The organism is Solirubrobacter pauli (genome assembly GCF_003633755.1).
Classification (GTDB): Bacteria; Actinomycetota; Thermoleophilia; order Solirubrobacterales; family Solirubrobacteraceae; genus Solirubrobacter; species Solirubrobacter pauli.
Genome location: NZ_RBIL01000002.1, coordinates 1,868,715 through 1,882,488 on the forward strand (window position 1 = coordinate 1,868,715; position 13,774 = coordinate 1,882,488).

13 protein-coding genes and 1 riboswitch are annotated in these 13,774 nt (G+C 72.2%); of the genes, 6 read left to right on the top strand and 7 right to left on the bottom strand.

The window, feature by feature from the left end; translation table 11 throughout:
• Window positions 1-31: 31 nt before the first annotated feature.
• On the bottom strand, window positions 32-766 hold the full coding sequence (locus C8N24_RS28400) for a GntR family transcriptional regulator (RefSeq protein WP_121256519.1): 735 nt from the start codon (window positions 764-766) through the stop codon (window positions 32-34).
• A gap of 125 nt (window positions 767-891) precedes the next feature.
• Between C8N24_RS28400 and C8N24_RS28405 the strand changes: the two genes are divergently transcribed.
• Window positions 892-2,310: an HD-GYP domain-containing protein gene (locus tag C8N24_RS28405; protein WP_121256521.1), complete on the top strand. Its 1,419-nt coding sequence runs from the start codon at window positions 892-894 to the stop codon at window positions 2,308-2,310.
• A 3-nt stretch (window positions 2,311-2,313) separates the two neighbouring features.
• Here C8N24_RS28405 and serA read toward each other — a convergent pair whose 3' ends face one another.
• The 5 genes from serA to C8N24_RS28430 form a co-directional block, all read right to left on the bottom strand.
• Window positions 2,314-3,930 (bottom strand): phosphoglycerate dehydrogenase, encoded by a 1,617-nt coding sequence (gene serA / locus C8N24_RS28410; RefSeq protein ID WP_121256523.1) that lies wholly within the window; start codon window positions 3,928-3,930, stop codon window positions 2,314-2,316.
• A gap of 105 nt (window positions 3,931-4,035) precedes the next feature.
• On the bottom strand, window positions 4,036-5,034 hold the full coding sequence (ilvC, locus tag C8N24_RS28415) for a ketol-acid reductoisomerase (protein ID WP_121256525.1): 999 nt from the start codon (window positions 5,032-5,034) through the stop codon (window positions 4,036-4,038).
• A gap of 11 nt (window positions 5,035-5,045) precedes the next feature.
• Entirely contained in the window at window positions 5,046-5,873 is an 828-nt protein-coding gene (locus tag C8N24_RS28420; RefSeq protein WP_121256527.1) for a class I SAM-dependent methyltransferase, read from the bottom strand.
• A gap of 51 nt (window positions 5,874-5,924) precedes the next feature.
• The gene (serC, locus tag C8N24_RS28425) at window positions 5,925-7,046 is read right to left on the bottom strand and encodes a phosphoserine transaminase (protein WP_121256529.1); all 1,122 of its coding nucleotides are present in this window, start codon (window positions 7,044-7,046) and stop codon (window positions 5,925-5,927) included.
• A gap of 25 nt (window positions 7,047-7,071) precedes the next feature.
• Window positions 7,072-7,153, bottom strand: a riboswitch (ZMP/ZTP riboswitch).
• Window position 7,154: 1 nt separating this feature from the next.
• Window positions 7,155-8,279, bottom strand: coding sequence for a class I adenylate-forming enzyme family protein (locus tag C8N24_RS28430; RefSeq protein ID WP_121256531.1), 1,125 nt, complete (start codon window positions 8,277-8,279; stop codon window positions 7,155-7,157).
• Between the two features lie 30 nt (window positions 8,280-8,309).
• Here C8N24_RS28430 and menB point away from each other — a divergent pair, with 30 nt between their 5' ends.
• From menB to C8N24_RS28450, 4 genes are read left to right on the top strand one after another with little or no spacing between them, the layout of a single operon-like run.
• On the top strand, window positions 8,310-9,128 hold the full coding sequence (gene menB / locus C8N24_RS28435) for a 1,4-dihydroxy-2-naphthoyl-CoA synthase (RefSeq protein ID WP_121256533.1): 819 nt from the start codon (window positions 8,310-8,312) through the stop codon (window positions 9,126-9,128).
• Window positions 9,125-10,012: a 1,4-dihydroxy-2-naphthoate polyprenyltransferase gene (locus C8N24_RS28440; RefSeq protein ID WP_245972000.1), complete on the top strand. Its 888-nt coding sequence runs from the start codon at window positions 9,125-9,127 to the stop codon at window positions 10,010-10,012. The genes menB and C8N24_RS28440 overlap by 4 nt, the downstream gene beginning before the upstream one ends.
• Window positions 10,009-10,980 (top strand): mandelate racemase/muconate lactonizing enzyme family protein, encoded by a 972-nt coding sequence (locus tag C8N24_RS28445; protein ID WP_170179487.1) that lies wholly within the window; start codon window positions 10,009-10,011, stop codon window positions 10,978-10,980. Before C8N24_RS28440 ends, C8N24_RS28445 begins: the two co-directional genes overlap by 4 nt.
• Window positions 10,981-11,001: 21 nt before the next feature.
• On the top strand, window positions 11,002-11,256 hold the full coding sequence (locus C8N24_RS28450) for a hypothetical protein (RefSeq protein WP_121256537.1): 255 nt from the start codon (window positions 11,002-11,004) through the stop codon (window positions 11,254-11,256).
• Between the two features lie 46 nt (window positions 11,257-11,302).
• Here C8N24_RS28450 and menH read toward each other — a convergent pair whose 3' ends face one another.
• Window positions 11,303-12,022, bottom strand: a complete 720-nt coding sequence (menH, locus tag C8N24_RS28455) for a 2-succinyl-6-hydroxy-2,4-cyclohexadiene-1-carboxylate synthase (protein WP_121256539.1) — start codon at window positions 12,020-12,022, stop codon at window positions 11,303-11,305.
• 14 nt (window positions 12,023-12,036) lie between these two features.
• Between menH and menD the strand changes: the two genes are divergently transcribed.
• A complete protein-coding gene (menD, locus tag C8N24_RS28460; protein ID WP_121256541.1) occupies window positions 12,037-13,764 on the top strand; it encodes a 2-succinyl-5-enolpyruvyl-6-hydroxy-3-cyclohexene-1-carboxylic-acid synthase in 1,728 nt (575 codons plus the stop codon).
• Window positions 13,765-13,774 lie beyond the last annotated feature (10 nt).

Genomic DNA, 13,774 nt, shown 5'->3' on the forward strand with positions numbered 1-13,774 from the left:
TCCCTCTTCCTCTCTCTCCTGAAGAACCCGCCTATCTCAGGGCGGGGCGCAACTCCGTGACCAGCCGGTACCGGTCCCCGCGATACACGGACCGGACGAACTCCACCACCTCCCCTCCGTCGCTCGTGGTGGTGCGTTCGAACAGGAAGGCGGGCGAGTGCACGGGCACGCCGAGCAGCTCGGCCTCCTCCGGTGAGGTCACGGTCGGCTCGATGGTCTGCACGCCGGACGCGATCGTGATGTCCCGGCGGACGCGCAGCAGCTCGTAGTACGAGTGGTCGGAGAGCTCCTCGCGGCGCAGGTCGCCGAGCAGGCGGCGAGGCGCGTGGAGCCACTCGATGGCCATCGTCTCGTCGTCGGCCAGGCGCAGGCGGGTGATCACCCAGACCTCGTCGACCGGCGAGATCTGCAACCGCTGCCCGAGCTTCGCGCCGGCGGCCATGCACTGGAAGTCGACGACGCGGCTGCCGGGACGCATCCCGCGCCGGGTCATGTCCTCGCTGAACGACGTCATCGTCAGCGGGAGCGCGATCTTCGGTTCCGCGACGTAGGTGCCGCTCCCGTGCCGGCGCAGCAGGAGCCCTTCGCGGACCAGCTCGTCGATGACGGCGCGCAGGGTCGGGCGCGAGACGCCGAGGTCGGTCGCCAGGCGCCGCTCGCTCGGCAGTGCGTCGCCGACCTTCAGGTCGTCGAGCATGCCGAGGATCTCGTCGCGCACGAGGGCCTGCTTGCTCCCCCGGCCGTTGGTGTTCGCCAGTCCCGTCATCGCTCCGGGGCGGCAAGCTACCAACTGGTCAACTAGTGGTCAAGACCACTTCTCGCGAGAGTAAAGAAACCTTTGCCGCTTCCGATGATCCGGGCATGGCTCGGTCACGGCTGCTCCCTTCTCTCATGCTGCTCGCATCGCTCGTGCCCATCGCCGTCGTCGCCGTGCTCGGCCGACGCCACGCGATGATGAGCCCTGAGGTGCACTTCGGGCTCGTCGTGGCGGCCGCCGCGCTCGCCTGCGCCGGCGCGCTCGCGCTGAGCATCGCCGGTGCCCGCGGTCGCGACGGACGCGCCGTGCTGATGGGCACCGCCTTCAGCACGATGACCGCGCTCTTCCTGGTGCACGGCCTCGCCACGCCCGGGATCTTCGCCGACTTCAACGGCATGCTGCCGCTGGCCGGCGGGCTCTCGGTGCCGGTCGGCGCCGGCCTGCTCGCGCTCACGGCGCTGCCCGCGCTGCGCCGCCCGCTCGACGTGCGGCCGCTGGTCGCCCTGCAAATCACGCTGTTCGTCGGCGTGCTCGTGTTCGGCGTCTACGGCCTGCTGAACCCGACGGTCATGCCGTCGGTGCCGCAGGCCAAGTCGCACCCCGCGATCGGCCTGCTCCTCGCCGGCGGGTTCTTCCTCGTCGTCCTCGTCGGCCGCGCCGTCCGCACGTACCTGCTGACGCGCCGCGCCGCCGACCTCACCGTCGCGCTGGGTTGCGTGTGGCTGGGTGTCACGCTGATCGCGAACCTCGTGATCGGTCCCATGACGATCGGCTACTACGTCGGCCACGTGCTCGAGATCGCCGCCGTCGCGCTCGTCGGCGTGCCGGCCGCGGGAGACCTGCGCCGCGCCGGCGCCTCGCGCCCGCTCGTCGGCGACCTGACCGCGACCGAGCTCGTCGCCTCCGAGGAGGCCTACCTCGGCCCGCGCGTCCGCGCGTTGATGGTCCAGCTCGAGCGCCGCGACGTCTCCACCGAGGAGCACACCCGCCGCGTCGCCTTCCTCGCCGCGCGTGTCGGCGAGGAGCTCAAGCTGTCGGCGACGTCCCGTCGCCACCTCGCCGTCGGCGGCCTGCTGCACGACATCGGCAAGCTCTCCGTGCCGCTCGAGATCCTCAACAAGCCGGGCAAGCTGACCGACGACGAGTTCGCCGCGATCAAGCGCCATCCGGACGACGGCCGCCGCCTGCTTGACGAGCTCGGCGGGTTCCCCGAGACGGTCAAGGCGCTGGTCTCCGACCACCACGAGCGGCTCGACGGCAGCGGCTACCCGCGCGGCCTCACCGCCATGGACATGAGCCTGGAGACGCGCATCCTCGCCGTCTGCGACGTCTACGACGCGCTGGTCTCCGACCGCGTGTACCGCGCCGCCTGGTCGCCCGAGCGCGCCTTCGCCCTGCTCGAGGACGAGGTCGACGCGTACGACCAGCGCGTGGTCGCGGCGCTGCAGCGCGTGATCACGCCCGAGGCCGCGCCGAGCTGGGTCGCCGACCTGGCCGACCGCGCGGCCGAGGCGGCCGGGACGAAGCGCGTCCCGGCCCCTCGCGCGATCTGAGTCCTACAGCTCGATCGAGCGACCGCTGACGAAGCCGTCGCTCTTGGCGATCTGATCGATCACGGCCTCCGGCACGGCGCCGTCGGTCGTGATCGCCATCACGGCGAGGTCGCTGCTCTCGCCCTCGCCCGGGGCCTGGCGGCCCACCGCGGCGGCGGAGATGTTCACGCCGGCCTCGCCGAGGCTGGAGCCGACGCGGCCGACCATGCCCGGCACGTCGCTGTAGCGGAACAGCGTCAGGTACGGGTCGTCGATCTGGAGGTTGAAGCGCTGGCCCCAGGCCTCGAGCAGGTGGGGGCGGTGCTTCTGGCCGAGCGTCGTGCCGACGACGCGGACCGAGCCGTCCTTGCCGACGAGCGTCACGCGGACGAGGTCGGCGTAGTCCTTGGCCTGCGTCTCGCGCGTCTCGGAGATCTGGATGCCGCGCTCCTCCGCGAGGGCGGGCGCGTTGACCAGGTTCACGGCCTCCTCGGTGCGGCCCGCGAACAGGCCCGTGAGGACGGACAGCGTGAGCAGGCGCGTGTCGCGCTCGGCGATCCGGCCCAGGTGCTCGATCTCGACGCGCTCGACCGAGTCGGCGAGGCTGGCGGCGATCTTGCCCAGCTTCTCGGCGAGCGGGACGAACGGGCCGAGGACCTCCATGTCCTCCGCGCTGATCGCGGGGATGTTGACGGCGGTCGTGACCGAGCCGCCGGTGAGGGCGGCGACGACCTGCTCGGCGGTCTGCACGCCGGCGCGGTCCTGGGCCTCCGCGGTGGAGGCGCCGAGGTGCGGCGTGACGATGACGTTCGGGTAGCTGAAGAGCGGGTGCTCGGTGATCGGCTCGGTCGTGAAGACGTCCAGCGCGGCGCCGGCGACCTTGCCGGAGTCCAGCGCGGCCTGCAGGTCCTCGTCGACGATCAGCGGACCGCGGGCGACGTTGATCAGGCGCACGCCGTCCTTCGTCTTGGCGAGCGTGTCCGAGTTGATGAAGCCCTGGGTCTCCGGGGTCTTCGGCAGGTGCAGCGTCAGGAAGTCCGCGGCGGCCAGGACCTCGTCGGCGTTCTCAGCCTTCTCGGCGCCGATCTCGCGGTAGCGGCTGTCGGCGGTGAACGGGTCGAACGCGATCACGCGCATGCCGAACGCACGGGCGCGGATGGCGACGAGCTGGCCGATGCGGCCGAAGCCCAGGACGCCGAGGGTCTTGCCGTCGAGCTCGGTGCCCCCGAGCTTGCTGCGCTCCCACTTGCCGCTCGTGAGGCTCGCGTGCGCCTGCGGGATGTTGCGGGCGAGGGCGAGGATCAGGGCGACCGTGTGCTCGGCGGCGGCGACCGTGTTGGCCTCCGGCGCGTTGGCGACGATGATGCCCTTCTTGGAGGCCGTCTGGACGTCGACGTTGTCCACGCCGACGCCGGCGCGGCCGACGACCTTCAGGTTGTCCGCGCGCTCGAGCACCTCGGCGTCGAGCTTCGTGGCCGAGCGGATCAGGATGCCGTGGAAGCCGCTGATGCGCTCGAGCAGCTCCTCGCGGGTCCAATCGGTTCCTACTTCGACGTCGAAGCGCTCCTTGAGCATGTCGACGCCGGTCGCGGCGATCTTCTCCGCGACGAGAACCTTGTACGGCTCGGTCAGTGCGTTCATGGGGAGAGGGGTTCCTGACAGTGAGAGGGGACCCCTCGGAGAGTAGAAGCCGGGTTCGCCCGCAGATGAGTCAATCCGCACGCGAACCCGACGAACGGCGGGCGGCTAGCCCTCTTCGAACTCGGTGTCGATCCAGGACATCATCGAGCGGAGCTGCTTGCCCTCGGTCTCGATCGCGTTGGCCTGGCCCTCGGCACGCATGCGCTGGAAGTTCTCCTGGCCGGCGCGGTTCTCGGCGATCCACTCGCGCGCGAACGTGCCGTCCTGGATCTCCGTCAGGACGTCCTTCATGTTCTGACGCGTCTGGTCGGTGATGATCCGCTTGCCGCGGGTCAGGTCGCCGTACTCGGCCGTGTTGGAGATCGAGTGGCGCATGCCGGTGATCCCCTTCTCGTACATGAGGTCCACGATCAGCTTGAGCTCGTGGAGGCACTCGAAGTACGCCATCTTGGGGTCGTAGCCCGCGTCCACCAGGGTCTCGTAGCCGGCCGTGACCAGCTCGGAGACGCCGCCGCAGAGCACGGCCTGCTCGCCGAACAGGTCCGTCTCGGTCTCGTCCTTGAACGTCGTCTCAATCACGCCGCCGCGCGTGCCGCCGATGCCCTTGGCGTAGGCGAGCGCGAGGTCCTTGGCGTTGCCGGACTCGTTCTTGTGGATCGCGATCAGCGCGGGGACGCCGGAGCCCTCGGTGTACTGGCGGCGGACCAGGTGGCCCGGGCCCTTCGGGGCGACGAGCGCCACGTCGACCTCCGGCGGGGCCTCGACCTCGCCGTAGTGGATCGAGAAGCCGTGGCCGAAGAGGAGCAGGTTGCCGGGGGCGATCCCGTCCTTGATCGACTCGTTGTAGACGTCGTGGTGCTTCTCGTCGGGCAGGAGCACCATCACGATGTCACCGCGCGAGGAGGCGTCCTCGATCGTCGTCACCTCGAGGCCGGCGGCCTTCGCGTGCTCGACCGACTTGCTGCCCTCGCGAAGGCCTACGACGACGTCTACGCCCGAGTCCTTGAGGTTGCGGGCGTGCGCGTGGCCCTGGGAGCCGTACCCCAGGATGGCCACGGTCTTGCCCTTCAGCAGGTCCAGATCCGCGTCGTCGTCGTAGTACATGGGTGGCGATCTTAGGCGGTCGCCGACGCCACCCACGTCCGCGCGGGGATGATCAGGCTGTCGTCGGGCTGGGTGAACGGCTGCGCGGCCTCCTCCAGCTCGGCGAGCACGTCGCTGCGGGTGGCGAAGTCCAGCCCCTTGTCCGCGTCGCCCGTGCGCGTGGACAGCTGCGTCTGGGCGACCCACCAGTCGTCGACGTCCTCGTAGCGCATCGCGAACTCCACCGCCTCGACCTCGGGCTCGAGGAAGCCGGCCGTGGCCATCGTGTCCTCGATCACGTTCGGGTCCTGCCACGTGAACTGGCCCGGGGCGCCGGGCTCGGGGGGCTCGAGGATGCCGCGCCGCTGGAGGATCCGCACCGGCAGCGTGCTCCACAGGTTGTCGTCCGGGCCCGACCACGCGGCGAGTGCGACGGTGGCGTCGCGCTTGAGGATGCGGCGGGTCTCGCGCAGCGCGAACTCGGGGTCGTCGAGGAGCATGTACCCCCAACGGCAGAGCACGCCGTCGATCGAGCCGGCGACGACGTCGATCGGCGCGCTCAGGTCGATCTGCTTGAAGCGGACGTCGACGGTCTGCGGTGCGCGCTTCTGGGCCGCGGTGAGCATCTCGGGCGCGAAGTCGCTCGTGATCAGCGTGCCGCCGGGCTGGATCAGCTCGGCGGCGAGGAAGCCCGTGTCGCCGAGGCCGGCGGCCAGGTCGAGGATCGTGTGGCCCGGCTGCGGCCGGACGAGGTCCACCAGCCGCGAGGACACGGGCATGGTGTCGCGCGCCATCTGGGTGGCTCTCGCCTCCCAGCCTTCGGCCGCGCGCACCCAACGGTCACGGGATTCGAGCGTCATGACGCAGAACCTAAAGGTGCCAGGCACCTTTAGGTTCCACGCCCGGCGGGGCTAGAGGTTCTCGACCACGTAGTCGATGCAGGCGGTGAGCGCCTTGATGTCGTCCGGCTCGATGGCCGGGAACATCGCGACGCGCAGCTGATTGCGGCCCAGCTTGCGGTACGGCTCGGTGTCGACGATGCCGTTCGCGCGCAGCGTCTTGGCCACGGCGGACGCGTCGACGTCGTCGTTGAAGTCGATCGTGCCGACGACGAGCGAGCGCTTGGCCGGGTCGGTGACGAACGGCGTCGTGTAGGCCGTCGACTCGGCCCAGGAGTACAGGTGGTCCGAGGAGGCCGTGGTGCGCGCGACCATGCCGTCGAGGCCGCCGTTGGCGAGCATCCAGTCGATCTGGTCGGCCAGCAGGATCAGCGTGGCCAGCGCCGGCGTGTTGTAGGTCTGGTCCTTGAGCGAGTTGTCCAGCGCCGTGGACAGCGAGAGGAAGTCCGGGATCCAGCGATCGGTGCCCGCGATCTCGGCGATCCGCTCCTGCGCCGCCGGGCTCGTCAGCGCGAGCCACAGGCCGCCGTCGGAGGCGAAGCACTTCTGCGGCGCGAAGTAGTAGACGTCGGCGTCCGCGGCGTTGACGGGCAACCCGCCGGCGCCGGACGTGGCGTCGATCAGGACCAGGCCGTCGCCGACGCGCTCGACCGGCACCATCACGCCCGTGGACGTCTCGTTGTGGGCCCACGCGACGACGTCGGCGGACGCGTCGGCGGTCGGCGCCGGGGCATCGCCCGGGTCGGCCTTGACGACGATCGAGTCCTGCAGGAACGGCGCGGCGTCGGTGCACTTGGCGAACTTCGAGGAGAACTCGCCGTAGGTCAGGTGCAGCGCGCGCTCGCGCACGAGGCTGAACGTGGCGGCGTCCCAGAAGGCGGTGGTGCCGCCGTTGCCGAGCATGACCTCGTAGCCCTCGGGCAGCTGGAACAGCTCGCTCAGGCCGGTGCGGACGCGGCCGACCAGCGACTTGACCGGCTTCTGGCGGTGCGACGTGCCCATCAGCGCGACGGCGTCATCCGAGGCCAGCGCCGCGAGCTGCGCGGGACGGACCTTCGACGGGCCGCAGCCGAAGCGGCCGTCACCCGGCTTCAGGTCCTCGGGGATGGTCAGGGCGGTGTCAGTAGCGGACACTGAAGCTCCTCGTTGATCGCGATGGAATGGTTGCCCAGGCGCGCGACCGTACGACGCTCGTCGCTCCCCGGTGGTGCTCCACCTAAGCGCCAGTTGCGACAGCCGGTTTCAGCGTAGCTCACGCCGCAGGACCTTCCCCGCGGCGTTGCGTGGCAGCGCGTCCACGCGCTCGATGGCCTTGGGGACCTTGAACGGCGCGAGCCGCTCGCGCGTGAACGCTTTGAGGTCGGGCGCGGGCCCGCGGAGGACGACGGCGGCGGTCACCGCCTCCCCCCACTCGGGGTCGGGCCGCCCGAACACCGCGGCCTCGGCGACCGCGGGATGGCTGAGCAGCACCGCCTCGACCTCCTGCGGCATCACGTTCTCACCGCCGCTGACGATCGTGTCCACCTTGCGGCCGTGGACGATCAGCCGCCCGTCCGCGGTGAACGTGCCGAGGTCGCCCGTGGCGTGCGTGCCGCCGACCACGGACGGCCCGGCGACGACGATCTCGCCGTCGGGCGCGAGCTCGATCGTCAGGCCCGGCAGCGGACGACCGGACGTCTCGGTGTCCCCCACGTCCGCCAGCGCGACGGCGCTGCACGCCTGCGTGAGGCCGTACGACGGCCGTACGGGCCAGCCCGCAGCGCGGGCGCGCGTGAGCAGCGTCGGGTCGGCGGGGGCGCCGCCGAGCATCACCGTCGTCAGCGTCTCCGGCGGCGGGGCGTGGATGAGGCGGGCGAGCTGGGTCGGCACGAGCGAGGCCACCGTGATGTCCGGCGTGTCGGCCGGGCCGAGGACGGCCGTGGTGCGCGAGTGCGCGGCGCGCAGCAGCACCATCAGGCCGCCGATGTGCGAGAGCGGGAGCGGGCACAGCCAGCGCCCGGGCGCGATCACCGACAGCACCGCGTCCGCGTTCGCCTCGATGTTCGCCCGCGTGAGCGCGACCGGCTTGGGCACCCCGGTCGTCCCGCTCGTGTGCATCAGCAGGCCGAAGCCGTCGCCGGAGATCTGCGCGCCGCGCTCGAGCTCGGTGATGACCTGGCCGGCCCCGGCGGTGCGCCGTTCAGGCTCGCGCAGGTCCACCGGCACGACCTCCACGCCCGCCCGCAGGCACGCGTGCAGCGCGACGACGAAATCCAGCGACGGCGGCAGCGCCAGAGCCACGCGCGGCGCGATGATGCGGACGGACGACGCGCGCTCGGCCAGCTCGTCGTACGTGAGCGCCCCCTGTGGCGTCTCGATCGCGTTCACGACCGCCGAGACTAGCTATGGTCATGCGCCGTGAACTGGACTTCTGCCGCCGATTACCAGGACATCCGGTACGAGCTGTCCGGTGACGGGATCGCCAAGATCACCATCAACCGGCCGGAAGTCCGCAACGCGTTCCGCCCCGAGACGATCATCGAGATCTCCGACGCGCTGGAGAAGGCGCGCGAGGACGAGACCGTCGGCGTGATCATCCTCACCGGCGAAGGCCCACTGGCCTTCTGCTCCGGCGGCGACCAGCGCGTGCGCGGCGACACGGGCTACGTGCCGGGCGGCAAGTCCGTCGGGCGCTTCCACGTGACCGACCTGCACGTGCAGATCCGGCGCCTGCCCAAGCCGGTGGTCGCGATGGTCGCGGGCTACGCGATCGGCGGCGGCCAGATCCTGCACCTCGTGTGCGACCTCACGATCGCCGCCGACAACGCGAAGTTCGGGCAGACCGGGCCGCGTGTCGGCTCCTTCGACGGCGGCTACGGCGCCTCGCTGCTCTCGCGCCTCGTCGGGCCGAAGAAGGCCAAGGAGTTCTGGTTCCTGTGCCGCCAGTACGACGCGCAGCAGGCGCTGGACATGGGGCTCGTGAACACGGTCGTCCCGCTCGACCGGCTCGAGGAGGAGACGGTGCAGTGGTGCCGCGAGATGCTCGCGCTCTCCCCCTTCGCCCTGCGCCTCGTGAAGCTGTCCTTCCACGCTGAGGAGGACGGCATGGCGGGGATCCAGCAGCTGGCCCACGACGCCAACCTGCTCTTCTACGGCTCCGACGAGGCGAAGGAGGGGCGCGAGGCGTACAAGGCCAAGCGCCGCCCCGACTTCTCCCAGTTCCCCAAGCGCTCGTGAACCCGCACATCTGGTTGATGGCCGCGCGGCCGCGCACGCTGCCGGCGGCCGCGGCGCCGGTGCTCGTCGGCACCGCCTACGCCGCCACGCTCGGCACGTTCCGCCCGCTGACGTTCATCGCGACCCTGCTGGGCGCGCTGCTGATCCAGATCGGCACGAACCTCTCCAACGACTACTCCGACGCGCGCCGCGGCGCTGACACCGAGGACCGGCTCGGTCCCGTGCGCGTGACCGCGGGTGGGCTCGTCCCGCCCAAGCAGGTGCTGATCGCGACCTACGTCGCCTTCGGCCTGGCCGTGCTCGTCGGCGTGTACCTGGTCGTCACGAGCGGCTGGCAACTGCTGCTGGTCGGCCTGCTGTCGATCGTGGCCGGCGTGCTCTACACCGGCGGGCCGCGGCCGTACGGCTACGAGGGCCTCGGCGAGGTGTTCGTGTTCCTGTTCTTCGGCATCGTCGCCGTGACCGGCACGTTCTTCGCGCAGCGGGAGGAGCTGATGTGGGAGGCGTTCGTGCTGGCGGTGCCGGTCGGCCTGCTCGCGACCGCGATCCTGATGGTCAACAACATCCGCGACCAGGAGACCGACCGGCGGGCGGGCAAGCGCACGCTGGCCGTGCGGCTCGGGCGCGACCGGTCGCGGATCGGGTACGCGCTGACGGTCTACCTGGCGTTCGCCACCGCGCCGCTGGCCTGGGCGTTCGGCGGCGAGCACCTCACGCCGTGGCTGCTCCTGCCGTGGCTCGCGCTCCCGCTCGCGGCGCCGGTCGTGCGCGTCGTGCGCAACAAGGTCGACGGGCCGTCGCTGAACGGCGCGCTCGCCCGCACCGGCATGCTGCAGCTCGCGTTCTGCGTCCTTTTGTCGGCGGGGCTGCTGCTGTCCAAGTGATCGCGCTGAGCGTTCGCACCGAGCGGTTCACGCTCGCCTCGCCCCTGCGTGCCTCGTGGGGCGAGCTGCGTGAGCGCGAGGTTCTGATCGTCAGGCTCGATTTTCCCGATGGGCTGTGGGGCGAGGGCGAAGCCGCGCCGCTCGAGCCCTACGACGGGGTCTCGCTGGGGTCCGTGCGCGCGGCGCTGGACGCGTACGCCTCGGTGCTGGGCGGGCTGGAGCCGACCGCGGATGTGCTCGCGGCCTGCCGGGAGGTGGCCGACCTCCCCCAGGCGCTGGCCGGGGTCGACCTCGCGCTCTGGGATCACGCGTCGCGCCGGACGGGCACGCCGCTGGCGCGGCTGATCGACCCGCGTGCGGTCGGCGCCGTCCCGGTGAACGCGACCGTGGGCGTCGCGGACCCCGCCGCCGCGGCCGCGGCAGCGGCCACGGCCGCGCGCGAGGGGTTCCGGTGCGTGAAGGTCAAGGTCGGGCTCTCCGGCGACGCGGCACGGCTGGCGGCCGTGCGCGCGGCGGTCGGGCCCGAGGTCGGCATCCGGGTGGACGCCAACGGCGCGTGGCGGACCACCGCGGAGGCGTTGGAGCGGCTGCGCGAGCTCGAGCCGGTCGGGCTGGAGCTGTGCGAGGAGCCCGTGCATGGCATCGAAGGGCTGCGGGCGGTCCAGGCGGGCACGAAGGTGCCGATCGCGATGGACGAGACGCACGCGCCGGGCGCCGGCGGCGTGCGCGCGGTCTGCTTGAAGATCACGCGCGGCGGCATCACCGGTGTGCTGGCCGACGCGCGCGCCGCGCGGGCGGCCGGCGCGGACGTCTACCTGGCCTCGACGTTCGACGGCCCGCGCGGGATCGCCGCCGCCGTCCACACGGCCGCGGCGCTGCGCGTCACGCGCTCCTGCGGTCTCGCCACGGGCGCGCTCGCCGCGCGCGCGGGCGTCATCGAAGTTCCGCAGGCCGTGGGTCTGGCCTGAGCGGCCGGTAGTGTTCGGCGCATGGCACCCGAATGGCCTGAAACCCCGGATGACGCGGTCGATCCCGCGCTTGCACCACTGATCGAGGCCGGCGAAGGCGAGAGCGAGGGCTTCGAGCTCGCCGAGGCGGATCTGATCGAGCACGCCGAGCACGGCGACCAGCACGGCACCGACCCGATCACGCGCGACGCCGCGGCGTTCGACGAGCTCTTGGAAGAGGACTTCGAGGGCGACGACTACGCGGAAGCCGACGAAGAGGGCGACCCGAACTGGTAGGCGAGCGATCGTGGCCGCCGACTGCGTCGGCGCCGGCCGCGTTCGCTCAGGAGATCGCTTCGCGGATCGTCCCGGCCACCGCGTCGGGATCTTCGAGCTGGGGCGCGTGCCCCGTGCCGGGGATCACGACGTGGTGCGCGTTCGGGAGCCGCTCGGCCATCCGCGTCGCGATCGCGTGGAACTTCTCGTCGCGCTCGCCGGTGATCAGCGTGACCGGGATCGTGAGCTCCGGGAGGCGGTCCCACAGCGGTGCCAGCGTCCCGGTGCCGAAGCCGCGCAGCGCTTGGGCGAGGCCGGGCGGCGTGTTGCGCAGCCGGTCGGCGTAGGCGGCGGCGCGGACGCGGTCCGATTGGCCGTCCCAGAGCGGCAGTCGGCCCCACTCGCGCGCGAACGCCTCCACGCCGATCGTCTCGATCTTGGTGGCGAGCGCGGCGTCGGCCTGGCGGCGGCGCTCGCGCTCGGCCGGGTCGGCGAGGCCCGGGCTGGCGCCGATCAGGATCAGGCGGTCGACGGGCAGGCTGAAGGCCGCGTGCAGCGCGATCCGTCCGCCCATGCTGTAGCCGGCGAGGGTGAACGGCGCGGCCGGCGCGAGCGCCCTGAGGTAGGCGGTGACGGCGTCCAGGCTCGCCGTGCGCTGCGCCGCTTGGCCGTGTCCTGGCAGGTCCGGCGTGAGCACGCGATAGCGTGACGGCAGCGCCGTCGCCGTCCGCCGCCAGCTCTGGCGGGTCTGCGTGAAGCCATGCAGCAGGATGAGTGGCGGCAGCATCGGTCTCTTCAATCATGCCCGGAACTGACACGTACCTCTGCCTGCGCCCGTTCGTGGACGAGCTCGTCCGCTGCGGCCTGCGCGACGCCTGCACCTCTCCGGGGTCCCGCTCGACCCCGCTCGCGCTGACCTTCGCCTGGGAGCCGCGCGTGCGCGCGACCTCGCATCTGGACGAGCGCTGCGCCGCCTTCTTCGGGCTCGGCCTGGCCAAGGCGACGGGTGTCCCCGCCGCGCTGGTGTGCACCTCCGGCACCGCGGCCGCCAACTACGCGCCCGCCGTGCACGAGGCGTACGAGGCGCGCGTGCCGCTGATCGTGCTCACCGCGGACCGGCCGCCGGAGCTGCGCGAGATCGGCGCCGGGCAGACGATCAACCAGACCGGGCTGTTCGGCAGCGCCGCCAAGTGGTTCTTCGAGGTCGACGACTTCCCGGCCTCCCCCGGGCGGGTGCGCTGGCTGCGCCAGCTCGCGTGCCGCGCGTTCTGGACGGCGCTGGATGGCCGCCCCGGCCCCGTCCACCTGAACTTCTCGTTCCGCGAGCCGCTGATCCCGGACGGTGAGAGCGGGGTGCCGGAGGACGACGTCGTGCCGGGCCGCGCCGACGCGCGCCCGTGGGTCGTCCGGCCGCGCGCGCCGAGGTTACCCGCGGACGAGCTGATCGACTCGCTGCGCGACCAGATCAAGCGGGCGGCGCGGCCGGTGATCGTGGCCGGGCGCTCGGAGCGCGACCCGCGGCTCGGGGCCGCGCTGGACGCGTTCGCCGAGCGGGTCGCCATCCCGCTGCTCGCCGACCCGCTGTCCGGTGCGCGGCGCGGGCCGGCGGCGGTCGCGCACTACGACGCGCTGCTGCGGTCCTCCGAGTTCGCCGAGGCGCACGTGCCGGACCTCGTGCTGCGCGTCGGCGACCTGCCGACGTCCAAGCCGCTCCGCGCGTGGCTGGCGTCGTCCGGGGCCGAGCAGATCTCGTTCGACGCCGAGACGGCCTGGCAGGACCCCGACGGGTCGGTCGGCACGATCGTCTCCACCAACGTGCGCTCGACGCTCGCGGCGCTCGGGTCCGTCATGGGCAAGAAGCGCGGCGACCGGTCGTGGCTGGAGGGCTGGCACGCGGCCGACCGCGCCGCGGCGGGCGCGATCGCCACCGCGCTGGGCGACGAGCTCAACGAGCCGCGCGTCTCCGCCGAGCTGGGCTCCGTGCTGCCCGACTCGGCCGTGATGGTCGTCGCCTCCTCGATGCCCGTGCGGGACGTGGAGACGTTCTTCCCGGCCCGCCCGTCCTCCTTCCGCGTGCTGTCGAACCGGGGTGCCAACGGCATCGACGGGACGGTCTCAACCGCGTTCGGCGTGGCCGCGGCCGGGCACGGCCCGACCGTGCTGCTGATCGGCGACGTGGCGCTGGCGCACGACGTCGGCGGCCTGATCGCCGCGGGCCGGCTCGGCCTCAAGCTCGTCATCGTCCTGATCGACAACGACGGCGGCGGCATCTTCAACTTCCTGCCCTCCGCAGGCCAGGGCCAGCCGTTCGTCGACCACATCGCGACGCCCCACGGGCTGGACTTCGCCCACGCCGCCGACCTCTACGGCCTCGGCTGGGAGCGCGTCGCCGACGTCCCGGCCTTCCGCGACGCGCTGTCCCGCGCGTTGACCGCCGACCGCACCACGATCATCTGCGTCCGCACCTCGCGCGACGACAACGTCGCCCTGCACCGCCGCGTGTGGGAGTCCGTCCGCGCCGCCACGTAGCGTTGAACGC

Excerpts from the sequence above, each read along its gene's own strand:
- C8N24_RS28400 (WP_121256519.1), bottom strand. The coding sequence starts at position 766 with ATGACGGGACTGGCGAACACCAACGGCCGGGGGAGCAAGCAGGCCCTC.
- serA (WP_121256523.1), bottom strand. The coding sequence starts at position 3,930 with ATGAACGCACTGACCGAGCCGTACAAGGTTCTCGTCGCGGAGAAGATC.
- C8N24_RS28420 (WP_121256527.1), bottom strand. The coding sequence starts at position 5,873 with ATGACGCTCGAATCCCGTGACCGTTGGGTGCGCGCGGCCGAAGGCTGG.
- menH (WP_121256539.1), bottom strand. The coding sequence starts at position 12,022 with ATGCTGCCGCCACTCATCCTGCTGCATGGCTTCACGCAGACCCGCCAG.
- ilvC (WP_121256525.1), bottom strand. The coding sequence starts at position 5,034 with ATGTACTACGACGACGACGCGGATCTGGACCTGCTGAAGGGCAAGACC.
- C8N24_RS28405 (WP_121256521.1), top strand. The coding sequence starts at position 892 with ATGCTGCTCGCATCGCTCGTGCCCATCGCCGTCGTCGCCGTGCTCGGC.
- menD (WP_121256541.1), top strand. The coding sequence starts at position 12,037 with ATGCCCGGAACTGACACGTACCTCTGCCTGCGCCCGTTCGTGGACGAG.
- C8N24_RS28450 (WP_121256537.1), top strand. The coding sequence starts at position 11,002 with ATGGCACCCGAATGGCCTGAAACCCCGGATGACGCGGTCGATCCCGCG.